Genomic DNA, 22,430 nt, shown 5'->3' with positions numbered 1-22,430 from the left:
CCAGGCTACTAGACTGCGAGCGATGTACGCAGAGAGCGAGCGGCCCCGCAGCATCTGGCTGCGGACCGAACGGGCGGGCCGCGGACCGGCACCCGGGCACGACCGCGCCGGCATCGCGGCCGCTGCGGTCCGACTGGCCGACGCCGGGGGCCTCGGAGCCGTGTCGATGCGCAAGGTGGCGGCCGCGATCGGAGCCGGCGCCACCGCGCTGTACCGGTACGTCGACAGCCGCGACGAGCTGATCCAGCTCATGCTCGACGCGGTGCTCGCCGACGTCCGGTACCCCTCCCTCACCGGGGGTTGGCAGGCCGACGTCCTCGCGCTCGCCCGCGCGCTGGACTCCCTCTGCCGGAGTCACCCGTGGACCGTCGACGTCCTGCAGGCGCAGCCGCCGATGACGCCCCACGGCGTCGTCCTCCTCGAGCGGGCGCTCGCCGCGCTGGACCCGGTCGACGCGCCCGGCCAGGTCAAGCTCGAGGCCGTGGGCCTGACGATCGGGCTCGTGGCGACGCTCGCCGCGACCGAGCTCGCCGCGGACCGCTCGACCGAGGAGTGGCGGTCGGCGCAGGAGGAGTACCTCCGCGCGGTCGTCGTCGCCGGGGAGCATCCGCACCTCGCGCGGGCGATCGCGACGTCGGCCCCCGCGACGGGCGACCAGGACCTGCTGGGTCGTCTGCTGCCCCGGATCCTGACGGGGCTGCTCGACGGCGCGGACGCCTGACGCGCCACCGGCCGAGTGCCGCGCGGTGTTCTGCTCGGGGCGCGCGCGGACGGACCGTCGGGCGCCGGCCTCGTGTCCGGGGAGCTGCCCCGCGCCGCCGACGCCGTCGGGTCCTCAGCCCTGCCCTGGCTCGTCGACCGGCCAGCGGTGCAGCCGCCCGACGAGGAACGACTCGATGCCGATCAGCCCCGACGCCGCGCCGACGAACCCGCCGAGCATCCCGCGGGCGTCGTCGGCGTCCACGACGCGGAGCTGGTCCGCGCGGTAGTCGACCCCCTTGCGGGTGAGCCGGTACGAGCCCGCGGCGCGCACGTTGCGGCACCAGTCCACGTCCGGGCCCCAGGGCAGCGGTGTCAGCACGAGGATGTCGCGGTACTCCCCGATCTCGACCGGGTCGCCGGGCCGAGCGACCCGCGTGTCGATCGGCGCCCGGGCGGCGAACGCCACCACGGGGGTGCGGTACTCGCGGCCGCTCTTGCGGCCCGTGTGGTGCAGCGTGACCCACGGCGGCACGCGCGAGCTCACCTTGAGGGCGTACGGGTTGAAGCGCTTGGTGGCCTTGGAGACGGCCGGAGGCACGGGCATGCGGTCCATCCTGCTGCGGCCGGGGCCGTCCCGCTGGTTGGATGGGCCCATGGACCCCTGGGGCGTGCTCCTCGTGCTGACCGTGCTGACCACCGGTCTGGCGGGCGGGGTGTTCGCGGCGTTCTCGACCTTCGTCATGCCGGGGCTGCGCAGGCTCGACCCCGCGGCGGCGGCCGCCGCGATCGCGGCGATCAACGAGGACGCCGTCCGGCCACCGTTCATGACCCTGTTCGGCGCGGCCGTGGTCGTGCCCGCGGGCTCGGCGGTGGTCGGTCTCGTCGGCGGGTATGACGGCGCGTGGCTGGTCGTGGCGAGCGCCGTGCTGGTGGTCGTGGGCATGCTCGGGGTGACGGCGGTGGGCAACGTGCCGCTGAACAACCACGTCATGGCGCACCGGGACGCCGCCGGGTGGGCCGCGTTCGACCGGCCCTGGAGCCGGCTCAACCACGTGCGGACCGTCGCCTGCGCCGCGTCGTGCGCGCTCGCGGGCGTGGCGCTGGCGGTCGCATGACGGCTCGGACGAGGGCTCGGACGGAACGGACGACGAGGGGGCACGCATGAGGATCAGGGACCCGCGCGACTGGAACAGGCCGATCGAGGTGCCGGTTGCACGAGGCATGAGCAGCTCAGAGGTCAGCGAGACCACCACCGACGTCGACGCGACCATCGACCGCGTCCTCGACGAGACCACCACCTGGGCCGTCGTCGGGCTGTCCACGAACACGGAGCGGGCCGCGTACGGCGTCGCGGGGGTGCTGCAGCGCGCGGGCAAGCGGATCGTGCCCGTGCACCCGCGCGCCGAGACCGTGCACGGCGAGCAGGGTTACGCGAGCCTGGCGGACATCCCGTTCCCGGTCGACGTCGTGGACGTCTTCGTCCGCTCCGAGCTGGCCGGGGCCGTCGCCGACGAGGCGATCGCGATCGGCGCCAAGGCGGTGTGGTTCCAGCTCGACGTCGTCGACGAGGCCGCCGCGGCCCGCGTCCGCGCCGCCGGACTCGACATGGTGATGGACCGTTGCCCGGCCATCGAGCTGGGGCGGCGTCCGCGGGCCTGATGCAGCGGATCAGTCGGCCGGCTCGAACGTCAGCACCGGGCGACCGGTGCGCGGGTGGGTGAGCACCTCGGTGCGCACGCCGTAGACGGGGTCGAGGACGTCGGGCACGAGGACGTCGCGCACGTCGCCGGCGACGACGACGCGGCCTCCGGACAGCAGCACCACGTGGTCGCAGTGCTGGGCGGCGAGCTGGAGGTCGTGCAGGGCGGCGAGCACGGTGACGCCCCGGTCGGCGAGGTCGCGCAGGATGCGTAGCGCGTCGAGCTGGGCGGCGATGTCGAGGTGGTTGGTCGGCTCGTCCAGCAGGACGAGCGCGGGCTCCTGCGCCAGGGCGCGCGCCATGTGCACGCGCTGGCGCTCGCCGCCGGAGAGGGTCGTGACCTCGCGGTCGGCAAGGTGCGCCGCCCCGACGTCGTCGAGGGCGCGCCGGGCGGCGGCGCGGTCGTCCGCGGAGTCACCGGCCAGCAGGGAGCGGTGGGGGATGCGGCCGAGCAGGACGGCGTCGAGCACCGTCACCGGCAGGTCGGTGGACGCCTCCTGCTCGACGAACGCGAGCGTCCGTGCGCGACGACGCCGCGGCAGGGCGAGGAGGTCGGCGCCACCGAAGACGACGCGTGCGCCGCCCGAGGGCCCGTCGTCCGTCGGCGCCTGCACCCCGGCGAGCACGCGCAGCAGCGTGGACTTGCCCGAGCCGTTCGGACCGAGCAGCCCGGTCACCGCGCCCGCGGGTGCGGTGACGTCCACGCCGTCGAGGATCAGGCGGCCGCTCGTCGACCACGAGACCCGGGCGGCGTCCAGGCCGTCGGCGGCCGGAGCCGCGGCGTCCCGGGCGGGGGTGCCGGTGCGGGTCTCGGTGCGAGCCTGGGAGCGGGTCTCGGTGGTCATGCGATCCTCCGGCCGCGCCACAGCAGCAGGGCGAACACGGGCGCGCCGATCGCGGCGGTGACGATGCCCACGGGCACCTCGCGGGGGGCGAAGACCGTGCGGGCGAGCGTGTCGGCCCAGACGAGGAACGACGCCCCGCACAGCGCGGACAGCGGCAGGAGCAGCCGGTGCCGCGCACCGGTGAGCAGCCGTACGGCGTGCGGCAGGATCAGGCCGACGAACCCGATCGACCCGCTCTGGGACACCAGGGCGCCCGTGAGCAGCGCGACGCCCACCAGCAGCAGCCACCGCACCCGCGCGACGGGCACGCCGAGCGTGGCGGCCGCGGTGTCGCCGAAGGTGAACGCGTCGAGGATCGAGCCGGTCGAGGCGAGCAGGGTGCCCAGCACCAGCACGGCCACGCCGGTGATCGCGACCGAGGTCCAGGTCGCGCCCGCGACCGACCCCATGAGCCACGACAGGATCTCGCGGTACGAGTCGCCGGTGGCGGACCAGAAGATGACGAAGCTCGTCGCGGCCGCGGCGAGCTGACTCACCGCCAGCCCGGCCAGCACGGTGCGGGTCGGCGTGATCGTGCCGATCGCGCCGGCCAGCCCGAGGGCGGCAGCGAGCGCCGCGACCGCGCCGCCGAACGCGGCGACCGGCAGCAGCACCGTCAGCCCGGCGACCAGCACGAGCACCGCTCCCAGCGACGCCCCGGACGACAGTCCCAGCAGGTAGGGGTCCGCGAGCGGGTTGCGCGTGAGGGACTGCATGACGACGCCGCACACCGCGAGACCCGCCCCCACCGCCGCGGCGGTGAGCACGCGGGGCAGCCGCAGCTCCCAGACCATGCCGTCCGGCAGCGCGTCGAGCGGCTCGAGGCCCAGCGCGCCGCCGAGGCCGACGTGCGTCGCGATCGAACGCCACACGTCCGCGACGGACAGGTCCGCCGGGCCGACCGTCACGGTCACGAGGACGGTCGCGACGAGCACGACCACCGACGCGGGCAGCCACCAGGCCGCGCCCCGCCGCGCCGTCGACGACGTCGACGGCGGGGTGCGGACCGGCTCGGCGACGGTGGTCACAGGTCGAGGCCCGCCAGCTGGTCGGCGAGGTCGACGACGGCGTCGACGTTGCGCACGCCGGCCTCGGACGCGGGGAACGGCACGATGAGGTAGCGCCCCTCGCGCACGGCCGTCATCCGGGCGGTGGCGGGGTTCGACTCGAGCCGCTCGATCTTCTGCTCCGCGCTGTTCCACGTCGCGTCGACGAGCACGACGACGTCCGGGTCCGCCTCGATCGCCTGCTCCCAGGAGAACGACGTCCAGGTGTCGTCCACGTCGCCCGCGACGTTCTCCAGGCCGACGGCGTCCATGATCATCTGCGGCGCGCCGATGCCCGCCCCGACGTAGGGGATGTCGTCGCCCGAGGAGTACCAGAGCGCGGTGAGGCCGCGGTCGTCGGGGGCGACGGACGCGAGCGCGTCCTTCTGCGTCGCGACGAGGTCGTCGGCGGCGTCGGAGGCGTCGAAGACCTCGCCCACCTCGTCGATCTCGGCGAAGACGTCGTCGAAGGTCAGCGGGTCAGGCATGTACTCCGGCGCCTTGCAGGCGGCGGGGGAGACGTAGGTCGCCACGCCGAGCTTCGCCAGCGTGGCACGGTCGCCCGCGCCGTCGGCGGTGAGGTTGGACTCCCAGCCGGCGTAGACGAGGTCGGGCTCCAGGCCGAGCACGGCCTCCGCGCCGGGCACCTGCTCCGCCATCGGCTCGGCGACGGCGGGCACGTCGGCGGCGGCGTCGGCCAGCGAGTCCGGCACGGGGCCGTCGAGGAACGCCGACCCGACGATGCGGTCGCCGAGCCCGAGGGCGAGCAGCATCTCCGTGGTGCTCGACTTGATCGTCACCACGCGCTGCGGTGCGCCGTCGACCGTCGTCTCGACACCGCAGTTGTCGAGCGTCAGCGGGTAGGTGGTCCCCCCGGCGGACCCGTCCGCCGGGGCGGCCGAGGGCGCGGCGTCGGCAGGGTCCTGGCCGCAGCCGGTGAGGGCGGCGAGGGACAGGGCGAGCAGGGCAACGCCGGGCACGGCGGTACGGGGGAGTCGGGGCACGCGGAAGCTCCAGGGGTCGTCGTCGGTGGTGTCGTCCGACGGCGCGCCATCTCGCGCCGGTGGAACCGCGGCCCACAGCCCGGGTCGCGCCGACGGGCCAGAGTCGTGCCCGTGATCCGGCGTCGAGCCTAGTACGCCCAGCCGACGACGTGTGGTTGCCTGACGCCCGTGAGCATCCCGACCGACACCTCGCCCGCGGGGGCGGCCCCCGCCTCGACCGGCCCCGACGCCCGCGCGGTGCACTGGGGCGCGCTGCCGAACGCCCGCGACCTGGGCGGGCTGCCCACCGCCGACGGCGGGCGCACCCGGACCGGGAGCCTCTACCGGACGTCGCGGCTCGACGACGCCGGCCCCGAGGGTCTCGCGGCGATGGCCGCCGCGGGCGTGCGCACCGTCGTCGACCTGCGCAACGCGGCCGAGATCGAGCCGCTGGAGCTGCCGCCGACCGTGACACGGCACCACCGCCCCGTCGAGGACCCGGACGACGAGGAGTTCATGCGCGCCTGGGCGCCGCACCTCGACACCCCGCGCTACTACGCGACCGTGCTCGAGCGCTGGCCCGGGCTCGTCACCGACGTGTTCCGCACGATCGCCGACGCGCCCGACGGCGCCGTCGTCTACCACTGTGCAGGCGGGCGCGACCGGACCGGCATGGTCACCGCCCTGCTGCTGACCCTCGTCGGCGTCCCCCGCCCGGTCGTCGTCGACGACTACCTGCGGGCCGTGCGCGCGAACAACGACCGGGCCGTCACCGAGCCGGGATGGAGCGAGCCGCACCGCGCGCCCGACGCGCTGGCGGCCTGGTGCGACGCCGTCGCCGCGGCGCTCGGGGACTTCCTCGACGGCGTGGACCCGGCGGACTACCTGCGCGCGCACGGCGTGACGGACCCGGAGCTCGACCGGGTCCGTCACCGCCTCATCGCCGCGGGGTGAGGGCGCGGGCTCACGCCCGGGTCGCGCGCACCAGCAGGTAGTCCCAGACCATCGTGCCGTCGTCCCGCAGGTGCCGGTCGCCGAGCGCGGCCAGCGCGTCGTCGAGCTCGGCCGCCCGGGCGTCGTCGTCCCCGAGGTGCCGGTACGTCACGATGGTCGGCCCGTAGGTGGCCTTGAAGAAGTCGCGGAACGCGGCGCCGTCGGAGAAGCGGTCGACGACGAGCCCGTGCACCTCGGCCCGGACGTCGGTGACGCGGTCGCCGAAGAGCGCGAGCACGTGCTCCTCGGTGCCCCACAGCGGCGGCGGGAGGGCCCCGGGCGGCGGCGGGGGCGCGTAGGGCTTGAGGGTCGCGAACATCTGGCCGATGAACCCGTCCGGCGTCCACGCGACGTTCCCGATCGTGCCGCCGGGGCGGGTCACCCGTGCGAGCTCGGTGGCCGCGAGCTGGTGGAACGGCGCGAACATCACGCCCACGCACGACAGGGTGACGTCGAACGCGCCGTCGTCGAACGGGAGCGCGTGCGCGTCGGCCGGCTCCCAGCGCAGGGTGGCGCCCGTGGCCTCGGCGCGTCGTCGGCCCGCCTCGAGGAGCTCGGGGGACAGGTCGGAGGCGATGACGTCGGCCCCCGCCAGCGCGGCCGGGATCGACGCGTTGCCCGAGCCGGCGCCGACGTCGAGCACCCGGTCGCCCGGGCCGACGTCGCACGCCTCCACGAGGACGGCCCCCAACGAGGGGATGACCTGGTCCGCGACGGCTGGATAGTCGCCCGACTCCCAGACGGCGCGGTGCTTGGTGCGGACCGTCTCGAGCAGCTCGGCGGGGACGGTCCGGGGATCGGTGACGCTCATGAGGGGCTCCTTCGCTCCACGGTGACCGGCACGGGACCGTGCCGACCCCTTCACGGTGCGCCCGGCGCCGGCCGCGATCCAGTGCCGGATCTGGACCGGGCGAAGTCCTGGATCTGTACTGGCCCGCCGCGCGTCGCGGGCGTTCACTGGGGGGATGGCGGGCTACGGGCAGTTCTGCCCCGTCGCCAAGGCGATGGAGGTGCTCGACGAGCGGTGGACGCTGCTCGTCGTGCGCGAGCTGCTGCTCGGCAGCTCGCGGTTCAACGAGCTGCGGCGCGGCAACCCGAAGATGTCGCCCACGCTGCTGTCGAAGCGGCTGCGGACCCTGGAACGTGCGGGCGTCGTGCGACGCGCCGGTGACGAGGGCCACGTCCGCTACGTGCTCACGCCCGCCGGCGAGGAGCTGCGGCCGGTGGTCGAGGCGCTCGGCGCCTGGGGCACGCGGTGGGTCGGCGGGCTCGGTGAGGAGGACCTCGACCCGCACCTGCTGCTGTGGGACATGCGCCGCACGATCGACGTCGCCGCCTGGCCCCGGGAGCGGACCGTCCTCGGGATCGTGCTCACCGACGTGGCCCCCCGGGTGTCCCGGTGGTGGATCGTCGTGCGCGACGGGCAGGTCGAGGTGTGCGACTACGACCCCGGCTACGACGCTGCGGTGGTCGTGACGACGCCGCTGCGGGCCCTCACCCGCCTGTGGCGGGGGGACGTGACCTGGGCGAACGCGCTGCGCTCGCGCGAGGTGGACCTCGTGGGCCCCGAGGTGGCACGGCGCCAGGTGCCCCGCTGGCTGGGGCAGTCGGTCTTCGCGCACGTGCCCCGGCCGGACCCGGCGGTCGCCGGGGCGTGACGTCGCCGGGCGTGGCGTGACCGTGGTGGCGCTACGGTCGACGCCATGACGAGTCCCCGGGTCCAGGACGTGATCTCGTGGCGACGCCCGCGCCGGCAGCGGCGCGGGGTGCGCGAGAGCGCGGGCGCGGCGTCGGGCCTCGTGCGCGCCGCCGTGGACCTCGCGCTGTCGATCGCGAACGGGAACGCGCCGACGGGCGACGTGGCGAGCCTCGGGGACGAGCCGCCGCGGGTGCCGCGCGACCCCGCCGAGCCCGTCGCCGAGCTGCCCTGCGCCGTCGTCGGCGGCACCGCGGACGGGCTCGCCGAGGTCGACGGCGAGCGCCCGACCCTGTGGACCTCGCGCCGGCGGACCTGGGCCGCGCTGCCGGCGACGTCCGGTGCGGCGCCCGCCGACGTCGAGCTGGACCGCACGACGCTGACGCTCCGGTCGCTGACGCTCGCGCCGGCGGAGCAGGGACCGTGGACGCTGGACGCACTCTGCTCCGCGCGCGTCACGGGTCCGGGGACGGAGCTGGACCTCGAGGGGTCGTGGCTCGCCCTCGCGTGGCTCGGGCACCTCGCCGGCTGGCCGGACCCCGGTGCCCCCGCCAGCCCCGTGGTGGGACGCTGAGGTCATGAGCAGCTCACCGGGAGACGCCGGGGGCTGGGACGCCGAGTCGTGGGTCCCGCCCGAGCCGAAGCGGCGCGACGGCTGGTGGGCGGCGCTCGCGGGCGTGGTCGCGACGGCGGCGGGCCTGGCGGTCGCGGAGCTGGTCGCGGCGTTCGTCGACCCGTCGTCGAGCCCGGTCGTGGCGGTCGGCGGGGCGGTGGTGGACGGCGTCCCCGGCTGGCTGAAGGACCTGGCGGTGTCGTGGTTCGGCACGGCCGACAAGGCCGTGCTGCTCGCGACGATGGGCGCCGTCTCCCTCGCCGGGGCGGCGCTCGTGGGGTTCCTGGAGCGGCGTCGCCCGCCGTGGGGCGCCGTCCTGCTGGGCGCCGTGGGCGCGGTGGCGGCCGTCGTGGCCGCCGGACGTCCGGGGGCGAACATCGCCTGGGCGCTGCCGAGCCTGCTCGGGGTGGTGGCCGCGATCGCCCTGCTCAGCGCCCTGCTGCGGCGGGTCGAGACGTGGTTCGCCGAGGACGAGCGGCCCGGGGCCGACTGGCGGTCCGCGATCGACCGGCGCCGCTTCCTGCAGTGGACCGGCGTCACGGCGGCGGGCGCCGTGGTCGTGCTCGGCGTCTCGCGCGTGGTCTCCGCCGGCGGTCGCGCGGTGACGGCCGCGCGGGAGGCGATCCGGCTGCCCCGGCCCGCGACGTCGGCGCCGCCGGTGCCCGCGGGCGCCGACCTCGGCGTCGAGGGTGCCGCTCCGTACGTCACGCCGAACCCGGAGTTCTACCGCATCGACACGGCCCTGGTCGTGCCGCAGGTGGACCCCGACGACTGGTCGCTCACCGTGACCGGCCTCGTGGACGAGCCGTTCACGATCACGTGGGACGACCTGCTCGCGCTGCCGCTCGAGGAGCACCACGTCACGCTGGCGTGCGTCTCCAACGAGGTGGGCGGGAGCCTCATCGGCAACGCGCTGTGGCTCGGCTACCCCGTGCGGGAGCTGCTGGCCCGGGCGAAGCCGCAGGCCGGCGCGGACATGGTGCTCTCGCGCAGCACCGACGGCTTCACGGCGGGCACGCCGCTGGAGGTGCTGCAGGAGCCCGACCGCGCCTGCCTCGTGGCGGTCGGCATGAACGGCGAGCCCCTGCCCACCGAGCACGGCTTCCCCGCGCGCCTCGTGGTGCCCGGCCTGTACGGGTACGTGTCGGCCACCAAGTGGGTCACCGAGCTCAAGGTCACCCGGTTCGCCGACGAGCAGGGCTACTGGACGCCGCGCGGCTGGTCCGCGCTGGGTCCGATCAAGCTGTCGTCGCGCATCGACGTCCCGCGCCCGGGCGACGACCTGCCCGCGGGCACCGTGACGCTCGCGGGCGTCGCCTGGGCCCAGCACACCGGGATCTCCGGCGTCGAGGTGCGGGTGGACGACGGCGACTGGGTCGCGGCCGAGCTCGCCGAGACCGTCGGCCCGGACACGTGGCGCCAGTGGCGCCTGGACTGGGACGCGCCCCCCGGCGACCACCTCGTGGCGGTACGCGCGACGGACGCGGACGGCACCGTCCAGGTCGAGGCGGAGGCACCGCCCGCGCCGGACGGCGCCACCGGCTGGCACACGATCGAGCTGACGATCACCTGATCGGGCGCAGACTGGCCCGGGGCGGCGTCAGACGCGCGCGGTGGCCGCCAGCCGGGCGCCGAACAGGACCAGCACCCCGCCGGTGACGCGGTCCACCCAGCGCACGGCGCCGGACCGGCGCAGCCGGGGCCCGAACCAGCCCGCCCCGAGGGCGACGAGCGACAGCCAGACGGTCCCGAGCACGCAGTGCACCAGGGCGAGCAGCAGGCCCATGAGCAGCGGGTTGACGCCGTCGGGCACGAACTGGGGGATCGCGGCGACGTAGAAGACGCCGACCTTCGGGTTCATGAGGTTGGTGCTGAGCCCCAGCCCGAAGTCGCGCCAGCGGCCGCCTGTCGGCAGCGGCACGTCGACCTCGCCGGCGGCGTCGCGGGGGGACCGGAAGGACCGCCAGAGCATCGACGCCCCCATCCAGACCATGTATGCCGCGCCCGCCAGGGTGAGCACGCGGTACGCCGTCTGGCTGGCGGCGAGCAGCGCCGCCGCGCCGCCCGCGGCGGCGGCGCCCCACACGAGGGTGCCGACCTGGATGCCGCCGAGCGCCGCGAACCCGTGCGAGCGCGAGCGGGTCACGGTGCTGCGCAGCACGAGCGCGGTGTCGAGTCCGGGGACGAGGGTGAGGAGGCCCGCGACGAGCGCGAAGGCGAGCAACGCCTGGGTGACGGTCACGACGTCACGATACGAGCCGGGCGGCGGGGTGTCACCGCCCGCGCAGGTCGCGCCGGACGCCCCGCAGCGTCCACAGGCCGTAGGCGGCGAGGGCCGGCTTGAGCGGCAGCCACTCGCCCCAGCGGTGGTCGGCCGCGCGGGTCAGCCGGCCCACGAGGTCCGGCCGCTGACGGGCCACGTAGACCCGGGCCTTGAGCGCGTGCGCCGGCTGCGAGACGAACGTGATCCGGTCGGCGTCCTCGACCAGCGGGAGGACGCGCGCGACGTTCTCCCAGGTGGTCCGGCTCTCCTCCTCCAGCACCAGGGGCCCGTCGTAGCCCAGGACGCCGACGGCGTGGTCGGCCAGCACCCTCGCCTCGGAGCGGCGGGACGTCGTCGTGCCCCCGCTGAGCACGAGCCGCGCGCGTGCCGCCGGGTCGATCGACCGCAGCCCCGCGCGCACCCGCCAGCGGTTGACGACGTTCGCCGCCGGGCCGGGATTGCGGAACCCCAGGACGACGACGGCCTGCGTCGGCCCCGCGGCGTCGGCCACGAGGGTGCGCGACCAGCGCCGGTTCAGCCACTCGCTCCAGGCCAGCACGGCGGCGAGCCCGGAGACCCCGGCGAGCCCGGAGACCCCGGCGAGGGCGACGATCGGTCCGCGGCGCATGCGAGGGACTGTAGACCGCGGCGTCCGCCGCGGTGGGACCCGGGAATACCGGAGACGACGACGGCGGGCCGATGCCACCATCGGCCCATGCCTCTCCGCGCGTCGAGGCACCGACGTAGCCACCGACGCTCACCACCCGGACCTCGTCCGCCAGGTCGATCCGGCGGAGTTGCAGCTCGCCCAGAGCCTCGCGCCTGGTAGGCGTCAGCTCCTCGTCGATGGCCTCGGGGCCGAGCACGATCACCCCCTGGGCCGTCAGCCGACGCCGCTCCGACTCGAACAGGTCGCGGAAGCGCAGCGAGCCGCACAGGCACACCACCTGGGGGCGTTCGACGTCCATGGTTCTAAGACTCCCGCATCCGGGCTCTGAGCACGTCGAGCTCGGCTCCCGGCGCGTCCGGGTCGAAGCTGTGCTCGATCAGCCAGCGCGACGCCGTCAGGCTCCGCAGCGACCACCAGGCGCGGATCACGGCCCGGTCCGCGCCGGGGCCGTAGCCGGCCAGCACGTCGTCCAGGCGCTCCTCGTGCCCGAGCGTCAGGATGGCGATGTCGAACATCGCGTCGCCGGGCGCGGCCTCGGACCAGTCGATGATGCCGGTGAGCTCGTCGCCGTCGACGAACACGTGGGTGAGCTGGAGGTCGCCGTGGACGAACACCGGGGACCAGGGCCGCAGGGCGGCCTCGGCGATCTCGCGGTTGTGGCGGATCACCTCGGGGGGCAGGACATTGTGATCGAGCAGCCAGGCGCATTCGGCGTCGAGCTCGGCCCTGATGTCGTCGAGCGGGCGTCCCGGCCACGGCGGCAGCGGTGCGTCGTGCAGCGTGCGGGCGGCGGCACCGGCCGCGGCCCAGGCCGCCGACGACGCCGGTGATGGTTCGCCGAGGACGCCGAGCGCCTGTCCGGGCACGGCGGCGATGGCGAGCACGGGCGGCTCGCACCAGAGGATCGCCGGGGTCGGGACCGGAGCCAGGGCCATCGCCCGCGCCTCTCGCTCGGCGTGCCCCGGGTCGCCGTCGACCTTCAGGAACATGTCGCCCACGCGCAGCGTCGCGCGCTGGCTGTGGGCCACGACGACCTCGACCTCGTCCATACCCGCCATCCTGGCGAGAACGTCCGCGATGCCGCCCGGGTTTTTCCTCCTGCTGCCGAAGCCGCCCCTCGACGACCGCACTTGCGCGGCTGGCTACCATGGACGCACAGGCGTCGACCCGGCCATCACCGGTGAGCCTCCGGAAGAACCGAGCGCACCCGCGCTCTCAGTAGAACCGGACGGGTAGGCCCGTCACAGCCGTGAACGAGCGGCGGAGGTCAGCGCGAGCGGCGTCCGCAAGCGAGGTGGTACCGCGGGACCCGCGCCCTTCGGGGCGGGGGCGTCGTCCTTGCACAGCACCAGCCCAGCAGCACCGACGTCGTACCACCGACCGCCAGCTCGTCCGCACAGGAGCCCACCCATGGCCTATCCGCAGCACCGTTCGTCCGACCAGCCCCAGCAGGGCGCCGCCTTCGGCATCGCCGGGGTCCCCGCGTCCCCGGACCTGCCGGCGATCGAGCGCGAGGTCCTGGACTTCTGGGCCGCCGACGACACGTTCCGCGCGTCCGTCGCGAAGAACCCGGCGGGGGAGAACGGCAGCAACGAGTTCGTGTTCTACGACGGCCCGCCGTTCGCCAACGGCCTGCCGCACTACGGCCACCTGCTCACCGGCTACGCGAAGGACGTCGTCCCGCGCTACCAGACGATGCGCGGCAAGCACGTGGAGCGCCGGTTCGGCTGGGACACGCACGGCCTGCCCGCCGAGCTCGAGGCGATGAGCCAGCTCGGCATCAAGACCAAGGACGAGATCCTCGAGCTCGGCATCGAGAAGTTCAACGCCGCCTGCCGCTCGTCGGTGCTGAGGTACACGTCCGAGTGGCGCGACTACGTCACCCGCCAGGCGCGCTGGGTCGACTTCGACCACGACTACAAGACGCTCAACGTCACCTACATGGAGTCGGTGCTCTGGGGCTTCAAGAAGCTCTACGACGCGGGCCTCGTGTACGAGGGCTACCGCGTGCTGCCGTACTGCTGGAACGACCAGACGCCGCTGAGCAACCACGAGCTGCGCATGGACGACGACGTCTACCAGACCCGGCAGGACCCGGCCGTGACCGTCGGCTTCGACGTCACCACCGTGCCCGCGGGCCAGGACGTCGTGCGCCCCGGCGACAAGCTCCTCATCTGGACCACGACGCCGTGGACGCTCCCGTCCAACCTGCTCGTCATGGTCGGCGAGGACATCGAGTACGTCGTCGTGGAGTCGTCGTTCACGGGCGCGCCGCAGCGCTACGTGCTCGCCGCGGCGCGCGTGGACGCGTACGCCCGCGAGCTCACCGACCCGGACGAGGACGCGCCGCGCGTCGTCGGTCGCCTCTCCGGCCGCGACCTGCTCCAGACCTCCTACACCCCGCCGTTCTCGTACTACGAGGGGCGCGAGCGCGCGCACCGGGTGGTGGAGGCCGACTTCGTCACGACGACGGACGGCACCGGTCTGGTGCACAGCGCCGGCGCGTTCGGCGAGGACGACAAGGTCGTGTGCGACCGCGAGGGCGTCGCGTCCGTCATGCCGGTGGGCGCGGACGGCAAGTTCATCCACCCCGTGGACGAGTACGCCGGGCTGCAGGTCTTCGACGCGAACCTGCCGATCATCGACCACCTCAAGGCGCGCACCCGCGGGGAGGCCGACGCCGGGTCGGTCACCGCCGGCACGGTGCTGCTGCGCCGCGAGTCGTACGCGCACTCCTACCCGCACTGCTGGCGCTGCCGGCAGCCGCTGATCTACATGGGCGTGTCCTCGTGGTTCGTCGAGGTGACGAAGTTCAAGGACCGCATGGTCGAGCTCAACCAGGAGATCGCCTGGACCCCCGAGCACATCAAGGACGGCCAGTTCGGCAAGTGGCTCGCGAACGCCCGCGACTGGTCGCTGAGCCGCAACCGGTTCTGGGGATCCCCGGTGCCGGTGTGGAAGAGCGACGACCCGGCGCACCCGCGCATCGACGTCTACGGTTCGCTGGCGGAGATCGAGCGCGACTTCGGCCGCCTGCCGCTGGGCCCTGACGGAGAGCCGGACCTGCACCGCCCGTTCGTCGACGAGCTCACCCGCCCGAACCCCGACGACCCGACCGGGAAGTCCACGATGCGCCGCGTCGAGGACGTCATGGACGTGTGGATGGACTCCGGCTCCATGCCGTACGCCCAGGTGCACTACCCGTTCGAGAACGCCGACTGGTTCGAGCACCACTACCCGGGCGACTTCATCGTCGAGTACATCGGCCAGACGCGCGGCTGGTTCTACCTGCTGCACGTGCTCGCCACCGCGCTGTTCGACCGGCCCGCGTTCCGCACCGCCGTCTCGCACGGCATCGTGCTCGGGTCCGACGGCCGCAAGATGAGCAAGTCCCTGCGCAACTACCCGGACGTCTCCGAGGTGTTCGACCGCGACGGCTCCGACGCGATGCGCTGGTTCCTCATGGCCAGCCCGATCCTGCGCGGCGGCAACCTCGTCGTCACGGAGGAGGGCATCCGCGACTCCGTGCGCCAGGTGCTGCTGCCGCTGTGGAGCACCTACTACTTCTTCACCCTGTACGCGAACAGCGCGACCGGCTCCGAGGCGGACGGCGCGGGCTACACGGCGCAGCCCGTCACGGCCGAGCGCGTCCCCGGCCTGCCCGCCCTCGATCGCTACCTGCTGGCCCGCACCCACGACCTGGTCGCGAAGGTCACCGCACAGCTCGACGCCTACGACATCGGAGGCGCCTGCGAGTCGGTGCGCGAGCACCTCGACGTCCTGACCAACTGGTACGTGCGCACCCAGCGCGACCGGTTCTGGGCCGAGGACGCCGACGCGTTCGACACGCTGTACACGGCGCTCGAGACGCTGACGCGCGTCATGGCGCCGCTGGCGCCGCTGCTCACCGAGGAGGTCTGGCGCGGCCTCACCGGCGGCCGGTCCGTGCACCTCACGGACTGGCCGGCGACCGCGCAGGACGTCGGCGAGCGGTTCGAGGGCGCCGACGGCGCCCACGCCGTCGCGGTCCACCAGGTCCCCGAGGCCGCGCTCGTGCGCGACGACGAGCTCGTCGCGGCGATGGACGAGGTGCGCGCGGTCGTGTCCAGCGCGCTCGCGCTGCGCAAGGCGCACCAGCTGCGCGTGCGCCAGCCGCTGGCCCGCCTCACGGTGGCCGTGCCGGACCCGGCGGCGCTCGCGGACTACGTCGGCCTGCTGACGTCGGAGCTCAACGTCAAGGCGGTCGACCTCGTCGAGGCGGACGCCGACGCGTCCGAGCGGTTCGGCATCACCGAGCGACTGGCCGTCAACGCCCGGGCCGCCGGCCCGCGTTTGGGCCGCGGCGTCCAGTCCGTCATCAAGGCGGCGAAGGCGGGCGCGTGGCGCCGGGACGACGACGGCACCGTCGTCGTCACGACCGACGCCGGCGACGAGCCCCTCCTCGAGGCGGAGTACGAGCTCACCACCGTCGTGGGCGACGCGGCCGGCGAGCACGTCGCGGCGTCCGTGCTGCCGGGCGGCGGGTTCGTCGTCCTGGACCTCGCGCTCGACGACGCGCTGCGCGCCGAGGGCTACGCCCGCGACGTCATCCGCGACGTGCAGGACGCCCGCAAGGCCGCGGGCCTGGAGGTGAGCGACCGCATCGCCCTGGAGCTCGACGTGCCCGCCGAGCACGTCGCCGCGGTGGAGACCTACCGGGAGCTCATCGCCCGCGAGACCCTCGCCCTCGACCTCGCCGTGGCGGCGGGCGACGGCGAGCGCGCCGTGCGCGTGAGCAAGCGGGAGACGCCGGCCGGCTGACCCGCGGACCAGCCGTCACGAGCCGCCCTGCGCGAGGTCGAGGAACCCCTCGACCTCGCGCAGGAACGCGTCGGGGGAGTGCGGGTGCACCAGGTGGCCGCCGGACAGCGTGACGAACCGGGCGTCGGGCAGCCGGGCCGCCGTGCGGGCCATCGCGTCCTGCGGCAGGTGGCTGTCGGGGCCGCCTCCGATCACCAGCGTCGGCGCGGCGACGGCGGCCAGACCGTCCACCCAGGCGGGGTCCGGGGCGGCGAGCGCCGCCAGCACCGCGGGGCGGATCTCCCGCTCGTAGAACGACGCGTCGTCCGGGCGCCTGGCCGGCGCGGGGAGGCGGAAGGGCTCCAGGGGCGGGGGCTCCTCGAGCACCAGCGCCGCGACGCGGTCGGGCCGCTCGAGGGCGACCAGCAGCCCGACGAGTGCGCCCAGCGAGTGCCCGACCAGCACCGCGCGGTCCAGGGCGAGGTCGTCGAGCAGCAGCAGCACGTCGTCCCGCAGCTCGGTCACCGACCCGACGCCGCGCCGCGGGCTGCGCCCCGCGCCCCGCAGGTCCGGCACCACGACCGGGCCGCGGCGGGAGAGCGGGCCGAGGAACGGGTCCCACGTCGAGCCGTCACCGCCCCCGCCGTGCAGCAGCACCAGCGGCGAGGCGTCCGACCCCGGAGGGCCGGGGACGACGCGACGAGCGAGGCGGACGGGACGCTCGGGAGCGTCGGAAGCGGTGGCCACGACCCGACCGTAGCCCCGGCCGACGACAGCGGCGCGGCGCCCACCCCGGGGCTAGCCTGGTGCCCCGGCGTGCCGCGCCGGCCCGCTGCGAGGAGTTCGCCGAGGAGTCCGCCATGGGCAGCACGCACGCGACACCGGCCCCCGAGTCCCGCCCGCCCTTCGTCCCGCCGCGCTGGTTCGTCCGCTCGGCGTGGGCGGTCCAGCGCGCCGGCTACCGGATCAGCGGCGGCCGGTGGCCGCTGCGGCGGCCCACCCCCGGCGGCAAGTTCGGCATGCTGCGCCTGCGCGTCGTCGGGCGCCGCAGCGGCCAGGAGCGTGCCGTGATCCTCGGCTACGTCGAGGACGACGGCCGGTACGTGACCCTGGCGATGAACGGCTGGGGCGACCCGCCGCCCGCGTGGTGGCTCAACCTGCGCGCGCACCCGGACGCCGAGGTGGACACCGTCGACGGCCCGCGACCCGTCCGGGCGACGGCGGCGCAGGGCGAGGAGCGCGACCGGCTCTGGACGCTCGTCGGCCGCCACCAGGGCTGGGGCGAGATCGACCGGTTCGCCGCGCACCGCGCCGGGGAGACCCCGGTCGTGGTGCTCGCGCCGCGCTGACCGGCCGTCGTCGGCGGGCGCGCAGCGCCTATCCTTCGGGGGTGACCCCCGACGCTGAGAACAAGCCCTCGTCCGCCGTGCGCAAGGCCCGTGCCGCCGAGCGCCAGGCCGCCCGCGCGGCGGCGGAGGACGCCGTGGCGCAGGAGTCGCTGCGCGAGGTGTACGCGGAGATCATGTCGCGGGCGCCGGAGCACGACATCGACCCGACGCTCGACCGCGTGCGGCGCGTGCTCGAGCTGCTGGGCGACCCGCAGCACGCGTTCCGCGCGATCCACCTCACCGGCACCAACGGCAAGTCGTCGACGGCGCGCATGACCGAGCGGCTCGTGCGCGAGCACGGCCTGCGCACCGGCCTGTTCACGTCGCCCCACCTCACGAGCGTCACCGAGCGCATCCAGGTGGACGGCGAGCCGCTGAGCGCCGCCCGCTTCGTCGAGGTCTGGGAGGACGTCGCGCCGTACATCGGCGTGGTCGACCGCGAGTCGCAGGAGGCGGACGGGCCGCGGCTGAGCTTCTTCGAGGTGCTCACCGTCATGGCGGTCGCGGCCTTCGCGGACGCCCCGGTCGACGTCGCGGTCGTCGAGGTCGGCATGGGCGGCCGGTGGGACTCCACCAACGTCGTCGACGGCGAGGTCGCGGTGCTCACCCCGGTGGGCATCGACCACGAGCGCTGGCTCGGCTCGACGCTGGCGGAGATCGCCACGGAGAAGTCCGGCATCGTCAAGGAGGGCGCCACGGTCGTGAGCGCCGAGCAGGAGGTCGTCGTCGACGAGATCCTGCGCGAACGTGCGGCGGAGGTGTCGGCGCACCTGCTGCGCGAGGGCGTGGAGCTCGAGGTCGCCGGCCGTCGGCCGGCCGTCGGTGGGCAGCTCGTCGACCTGCGTACCCCCGCCGGCCTGTACACCGAGGTGCTGGTGCCGCTGCACGGCGCGTACCAGGCCCACAACGCGCTCCTCGCGCTCGCCGCGGTCGAGGCGCTGCTCGGCGGCCGGGCCCTGGACGGCGGCGTGGTCGAGACGGCGTTCGCCGACGTCGTCGTGCCCGGGCGCCTCGAGGTGGTGCGCTCGAGCCCGACCGTCCTGGTGGACGCGGCCCACAACCCGCACGGGGCGCAGGCCCTCGTCGACGCGCTCGACGAGGAGTTCGACCTGCCGCGCCTGGTCGGCGTCGTCGCCGTGATGGCGGACAAGGACGTCGAAGGGCTGCTCGCGACGCTCGAGCCGGCGCTCACGGAGCTCGTGCTCACGAAGAACTCGTCGGCCCGCTCGGCCGACCCCGAGGACCTGCTCGAGGTGGCCCACGAGATCTTCGGCGAGGACCGCGTACGCACCGCCGCCCGCCTCGACGAGGCGCTGCAGATGGCGGCCGACCTCGCCGAGAGCGGCGACCAGGTGGGCGTCGGCACCGGCCGCGGCGTGCTCGTCACCGGCTCGGTCATCACCGTCGCGGACGCCCGGATCCTGCTCGGCCGCGGCTGACGCGCCCGTCCGGGACGCGCGCACGATCACCCGCCCGCCACCCCCCGGGGGTGCTGCGTGGCGTGCCGCCCGGGTGTTGGATGGGGACAGGCCGCCGCGGTGCACGGCGGTGCCAGGCGAGGAGGCACGACATGAAGAAGCTGCTCGACGACCCCGCGGACGCGGTGACCGACTCGCTCGCGGGATTCGGGCTCGCCCACGCCGACCTGGTCGAGGTGCACGACGAGCCCGTGTACGTGACGCGGGCCGGCGGGCCCGTCCCGGGCAAGGTGGGGCTGGTCAGCGGCGGAGGCTCGGGGCACGAGCCGCTGCACGCCGGGTTCGTCGGGGACGGGATGCTCGACGCGGCGGTCCCGGGCGCGGTGTTCACCTCGCCCACGCCGGACCAGATCGTCCCGGCGATCCTGGGCGCGGACTCGGGCGCCGGCGTCGTCGCGATCGTGAAGAACTACACGGGCGACGTGCTCAACTTCGAGACGGCCGTGGAGCTCGTCGAGGCGGAGGGGTCGCAGGTGGCGACGATCCTCGTCAACGACGACGTCGCCGTCGAGGACTCGCTGTACACGGCGGGCCGCCGCGGCGTCGCCGGCACCGTCTGCGTGGAGAAGATCGCGGGCGCCGCCGCGGCCCGCGGCGACGACCTCGGCGCCGTCACCGAGATCGCCGGCCGCGTCGTGGCGAACGTGCGCAGCATGGGCGTCGCGCTCACGGCCTGCACGGTGCCGCACGTCGGGAAGCCGTCCTTCGACCTGCCCGACGACGAGGTCGAGATCGGCATCGGCATCCACGGCGAGCCCGGCCGCCACCGGATCCCGTTCGCCGGCGCCGCCGAGATCACGCGCAGCCTGCTCGACCCGGTCGCCGACGACCTGCGGCTGGGCGGCGGCGACGACGTGCTGCTGTTCGTCAACGGGATGGGGGGCACGCCGCTGTCGGAGCTGTACGTCGTCTATGGTCGAGCGCGCGGGCTGCTCGAGGAGCGCGGTGTCACCGTCTCCCGGTCGCTCGTGGGCAACTACGTGACGTCGCTGGAGATGCAGGGCGCGTCGATCACGCTGCTGCGGCTGGACGACGAGCTGCGGGGGCTGTGGGACGCGCCGGTGCGTACGGCGGCGTTGCACTGGTGACGGGCGCCGCGGGGCGCCCCGAGGCGAGGAGGCGTGCGGTCATGGGGCTCGACGTGGCTTGGGCGGAGCGTTGGGTGCGGCGCACCGCCGACGTCGTGGCGGGGTCGAAGGACGAGCTCACGGAGCTCGACCGGCAGATCGGGGACGGCGACCACGGGGAGAACCTGCACCGCGGGTTCCAGGCCGTGGTCGCGAAGCTGGACGAGCCGGGCGCCCCGGAGCGCGCGGAGGTGGGCGACGTGCTGATGCTCGTCGCGACGACCCTGATGTCGAAGGTCGGCGGCGCCTCGGGGCCGCTGTACGGGACGGCGTTCCTGCGGGCGGCGAAGCGGTCCGCCCGCCCCAGCGTGGACGGGTCCGGCGTCGTGGTGCTGCTCGACGCCGCGCTCGAGGGCGTGACGTCGCGCGGCAAGGCGCAGGTCGGGGAGAAGACGATGGTCGACGCCCTCGCCCCCGCGGTCGAGGCGGCGACCACCGCCGCGGACGCCGGTCGGGACCCTGTCGACGTGCTCCGAGCCGCCGCGGAGGCGGCCGACGCGGGGGCCACCGGCACGATCCCGCTCGTCGCGACCAAGGGGCGCGCCTCCTACCTGGGGGAGCGGAGCGCCGGCCACGAGGACCCGGGCGCGCGCTCGACGGCGCTGGTGCTGCGCGCGGCGCTCGACGCGGCGCTCGACGCCACGCCCGATTCCACGCCCGACTCCACGGCGGGCGAGAGCGAGGCGGAGGCGGTCGCGGAGTGAGCGTCGGGCTGCTGCTGGTCTCCCACTCGACGCGGCTCGCCGAGGGTGCGGTCGAGCTGGCCCGCGAGATGGCGCCGGACGTCGTCCTGGAGAGCGGGGCGGGGGACGGCGACGGCGGCCTGGGCACGTCGCTGGAGGTCGTGCAGGACGCTCTGGGGCACGCGCTGCCGCGGGTCGACGGCGTCGTCGTCCTGGCGGACCTGGGCTCCGCCGTGCTGACCGTCGAGACGGCGCTGGAGCTCGACGCCGACCTGGCGGACCGGGTGCGCCTCGCCGACGCGCCGTTCGTCGAGGGCACCGTCGCCGCGGCGGTCGCGGCGCAGCAGGGCGGCGACCTGGACGCGGTGCTGGCCGCCGCCGAGGGGGCGGGCGCGCCCGTCGCCCCGCCCGTCGCCCCGCCCGTCGCCCCGCCGACGGCCCCGACCCCCGAGGCCCCGGACGCGGGCGGCGAGACGGTCTCGGCGCGGGTCGTGATCCGCAACCCGCTGGGCCTGCACGCCCGCCCGGCGGCGGTGGTGGCACGCGCCGCGGCGGCGTTCGGCGGGCCGGTCACCCTGCAGGGCGTGGACGCGACGAGCGTGCTGCAGCTCATGGCGCTGGGCACGGCCGCCGGCACCGAGGTCGAGGTGGCCGCGCACGGGGCGGACGCGCGCGACGCGGTGGCCACCGTCGTCGGGCTGATCGAGGGCGGCTTCGGCGAGGTGTGACCACGCTCACAGGAAATTGCACTTGGTGCAATATTGCAGTGGGTGCATGATTGTCCGGTGACTCCTCCCGCCGGCGACCTCGGACTGCGTGAGCGCAAGAAGCGCGCGCGCACGGACGCGATCGTCGACGCCGCCCAGCGCCTCGTGCTCGAGCGCGGCCTGGACGCCGTGACCGTGGAGGAGATCGCCGAGGCGGCCCAGATCTCTCCCCGCACGTTCTTCAACTACTTCGAGTCGAAGGACGACGCGGTGCTCGGCCAGGGCTCGTTCGAGCTGAGCGCCGAGATCCGCGAGGCGTTCGCGGCCGGCGGGCCCCACGGACGCCTCGTGGCCGACCTCGAGGTGCTCGTCCGGTCCCTGCTCGAGGCCTTCGCGGGCCCGGGGCAGCACCACGGCGAGCAGGTGATGGAGATCCTGCAGCTGGAGCCACGGCTGCTCGGCCGGCACTTCGCCTGGTTCGAGCGGCACAAGACCCAGGTCGTCGCCCTGTTCGAGCGGCGGCACGAGGCGGCCCCGTTGCCCGCCGACCCCGAGATGTGCGCCATGGTCGTCTTCGTCGTCACGCGAGCCGCGATGGACGACTGGGCCCGCGCCGGTCACGAGGGCGACGTCGGCGACCACGTGCCGCACGTCGTCGGCCAGCTCGCCGCCATCCTCACGTCGTGACCCCCGGGTGCCCGCCGGCACCCGCGCACGTC

23 protein-coding genes are annotated in these 22,430 nt (G+C 75.1%); 14 read left to right on the top strand and 9 right to left on the bottom strand.

Annotated features, from left to right (window positions below):
• Nucleotides 1-22 precede the first annotated feature (22 nt).
• A complete protein-coding gene (locus ACFVS0_RS09750) occupies nt 23-721 on the top strand; it encodes a TetR/AcrR family transcriptional regulator C-terminal domain-containing protein (RefSeq protein ID WP_430587821.1) in 699 nt (232 codons plus the stop codon).
• 114 nt (nt 722-835) lie between these two features.
• Here the strand turns inward: ACFVS0_RS09750 and ACFVS0_RS09745 are convergent, their stop codons facing one another.
• A complete protein-coding gene (locus tag ACFVS0_RS09745) occupies nt 836-1,306 on the bottom strand; it encodes a hypothetical protein (RefSeq protein WP_430563303.1) in 471 nt (156 codons plus the stop codon).
• Nucleotides 1,307-1,355: 49 nt separating this feature from the next.
• On the opposite strand from ACFVS0_RS09745, the gene ACFVS0_RS09740 reads away from it, so the two are divergent.
• Nucleotides 1,356-1,817, top strand: coding sequence for an anthrone oxygenase family protein (locus tag ACFVS0_RS09740; RefSeq protein WP_430585411.1), 462 nt, complete (start codon nt 1,356-1,358; stop codon nt 1,815-1,817).
• A 106-nt stretch (nt 1,818-1,923) separates the two neighbouring features.
• A complete protein-coding gene (locus ACFVS0_RS09735) occupies nt 1,924-2,361 on the top strand; it encodes a CoA-binding protein (protein ID WP_430549851.1) in 438 nt (145 codons plus the stop codon).
• A 9-nt stretch (nt 2,362-2,370) separates the two neighbouring features.
• Here ACFVS0_RS09735 and ACFVS0_RS09730 read toward each other — a convergent pair whose 3' ends face one another.
• The 3 genes from ACFVS0_RS09730 to ACFVS0_RS09720 are packed head-to-tail and all read right to left on the bottom strand — an operon-like array spanning nt 2,371 to nt 5,335.
• Entirely contained in the window at nt 2,371-3,246 is an 876-nt protein-coding gene (locus ACFVS0_RS09730) for a putative F420-0 ABC transporter ATP-binding protein (protein ID WP_430587820.1), read from the bottom strand.
• Complete coding sequence (locus tag ACFVS0_RS09725; RefSeq protein ID WP_430563305.1) at nt 3,243-4,313, bottom strand: putative F420-0 ABC transporter permease subunit; 1,071 nt, start codon at nt 4,311-4,313, stop codon at nt 3,243-3,245. Before ACFVS0_RS09725 ends, ACFVS0_RS09730 begins: the two co-directional genes overlap by 4 nt.
• Nucleotides 4,310-5,335, bottom strand: coding sequence for a putative F420-0 ABC transporter substrate-binding protein (locus tag ACFVS0_RS09720; protein WP_430587819.1), 1,026 nt, complete (start codon nt 5,333-5,335; stop codon nt 4,310-4,312). Before ACFVS0_RS09720 ends, ACFVS0_RS09725 begins: the two co-directional genes overlap by 4 nt.
• 168 nt (nt 5,336-5,503) lie before the next feature.
• Here ACFVS0_RS09720 and ACFVS0_RS09715 point away from each other — a divergent pair, with 168 nt between their 5' ends.
• A complete protein-coding gene (locus ACFVS0_RS09715; protein WP_430585408.1) occupies nt 5,504-6,268 on the top strand; it encodes a tyrosine-protein phosphatase in 765 nt (254 codons plus the stop codon).
• Nucleotides 6,269-6,278: 10 nt separating this feature from the next.
• On the opposite strand, the gene ACFVS0_RS09710 is transcribed toward ACFVS0_RS09715, so the two are convergent.
• Nucleotides 6,279-7,118 carry a class I SAM-dependent methyltransferase gene (locus tag ACFVS0_RS09710; RefSeq protein ID WP_430587818.1) on the bottom strand — a complete coding sequence of 280 codons (840 nt, stop codon included), beginning with the start codon at nt 7,116-7,118 and terminating at the stop codon, nt 6,279-6,281.
• A gap of 154 nt (nt 7,119-7,272) precedes the next feature.
• Here ACFVS0_RS09710 and ACFVS0_RS09705 point away from each other — a divergent pair, with 154 nt between their 5' ends.
• Genes ACFVS0_RS09705 through ACFVS0_RS09695 form a run of 3 tightly spaced genes read left to right on the top strand, consistent with a single transcriptional unit; the run spans nt 7,273 to nt 10,189 of the window.
• Complete coding sequence (locus ACFVS0_RS09705; RefSeq protein WP_430549857.1) at nt 7,273-7,965, top strand: winged helix-turn-helix transcriptional regulator; 693 nt, start codon at nt 7,273-7,275, stop codon at nt 7,963-7,965.
• Between the two features lie 45 nt (nt 7,966-8,010).
• On the top strand, nt 8,011-8,577 hold the full coding sequence (locus ACFVS0_RS09700) for a hypothetical protein (RefSeq protein WP_430585406.1): 567 nt from the start codon (nt 8,011-8,013) through the stop codon (nt 8,575-8,577).
• A 4-nt stretch (nt 8,578-8,581) separates the two neighbouring features.
• A complete protein-coding gene (locus tag ACFVS0_RS09695; protein WP_430563310.1) occupies nt 8,582-10,189 on the top strand; it encodes a molybdopterin-dependent oxidoreductase in 1,608 nt (535 codons plus the stop codon).
• A 27-nt stretch (nt 10,190-10,216) separates the two neighbouring features.
• Here the strand turns inward: ACFVS0_RS09695 and ACFVS0_RS09690 are convergent, their stop codons facing one another.
• The 3 genes from ACFVS0_RS09690 to ACFVS0_RS09680 form a co-directional block, all read right to left on the bottom strand.
• A complete protein-coding gene (locus ACFVS0_RS09690; protein ID WP_430587817.1) occupies nt 10,217-10,858 on the bottom strand; it encodes a LysE family translocator in 642 nt (213 codons plus the stop codon).
• Between the two features lie 31 nt (nt 10,859-10,889).
• Entirely contained in the window at nt 10,890-11,507 is a 618-nt protein-coding gene (locus tag ACFVS0_RS09685; RefSeq protein ID WP_430587816.1) for a YdcF family protein, read from the bottom strand.
• Between the two features lie 344 nt (nt 11,508-11,851).
• Nucleotides 11,852-12,598, bottom strand: a complete 747-nt coding sequence (locus ACFVS0_RS09680; protein WP_430587815.1) for a phosphotransferase family protein — start codon at nt 12,596-12,598, stop codon at nt 11,852-11,854.
• 361 nt (nt 12,599-12,959) lie between these two features.
• Between ACFVS0_RS09680 and ileS the strand changes: the two genes are divergently transcribed.
• Nucleotides 12,960-16,349 (top strand): isoleucine--tRNA ligase, encoded by a 3,390-nt coding sequence (gene ileS, locus ACFVS0_RS09675; protein ID WP_430587814.1) that lies wholly within the window; start codon nt 12,960-12,962, stop codon nt 16,347-16,349.
• 15 nt (nt 16,350-16,364) lie between these two features.
• Here the strand turns inward: ileS and ACFVS0_RS09670 are convergent, their stop codons facing one another.
• Entirely contained in the window at nt 16,365-17,075 is a 711-nt protein-coding gene (locus tag ACFVS0_RS09670; RefSeq protein ID WP_430587813.1) for an alpha/beta fold hydrolase, read from the bottom strand.
• A 113-nt stretch (nt 17,076-17,188) separates the two neighbouring features.
• On the opposite strand from ACFVS0_RS09670, the gene ACFVS0_RS09665 reads away from it, so the two are divergent.
• The 6 genes from ACFVS0_RS09665 (at nt 17,189) to ACFVS0_RS09640 (ending at nt 22,398) form a co-directional block, all read left to right on the top strand.
• Entirely contained in the window at nt 17,189-17,677 is a 489-nt protein-coding gene (locus ACFVS0_RS09665) for a nitroreductase/quinone reductase family protein (RefSeq protein WP_430549866.1), read from the top strand.
• Nucleotides 17,678-17,718: 41 nt separating this feature from the next.
• Nucleotides 17,719-19,155, top strand: a complete 1,437-nt coding sequence (locus ACFVS0_RS09660) for a bifunctional folylpolyglutamate synthase/dihydrofolate synthase (protein ID WP_430549867.1) — start codon at nt 17,719-17,721, stop codon at nt 19,153-19,155.
• Nucleotides 19,156-19,286: 131 nt separating this feature from the next.
• Nucleotides 19,287-20,282 (top strand): dihydroxyacetone kinase subunit DhaK, encoded by a 996-nt coding sequence (dhaK, locus tag ACFVS0_RS09655; protein WP_430549868.1) that lies wholly within the window; start codon nt 19,287-19,289, stop codon nt 20,280-20,282.
• A 41-nt stretch (nt 20,283-20,323) separates the two neighbouring features.
• Complete coding sequence (gene dhaL, locus ACFVS0_RS09650; protein WP_430587812.1) at nt 20,324-21,025, top strand: dihydroxyacetone kinase subunit DhaL; 702 nt, start codon at nt 20,324-20,326, stop codon at nt 21,023-21,025.
• Nucleotides 21,022-21,732: a dihydroxyacetone kinase phosphoryl donor subunit DhaM gene (gene dhaM, locus ACFVS0_RS09645; protein ID WP_430587811.1), complete on the top strand. Its 711-nt coding sequence runs from the start codon at nt 21,022-21,024 to the stop codon at nt 21,730-21,732. Before dhaL ends, dhaM begins: the two co-directional genes overlap by 4 nt.
• 57 nt (nt 21,733-21,789) lie before the next feature.
• On the top strand, nt 21,790-22,398 hold the full coding sequence (locus ACFVS0_RS09640; RefSeq protein ID WP_430549871.1) for a TetR/AcrR family transcriptional regulator: 609 nt from the start codon (nt 21,790-21,792) through the stop codon (nt 22,396-22,398).
• The last annotated feature ends 32 nt before the right edge of the window (nt 22,399-22,430 follow it).

It is taken from the genome of Isoptericola sp. NPDC058082 (genome assembly GCF_042885055.1).
Classification (GTDB): domain Bacteria; phylum Actinomycetota; class Actinomycetes; order Actinomycetales; family Cellulomonadaceae; genus Isoptericola.
The sequence above is the reverse complement of the archived record's forward strand: the minus strand, read 5'-3'. Positions and strand labels throughout refer to the sequence as shown.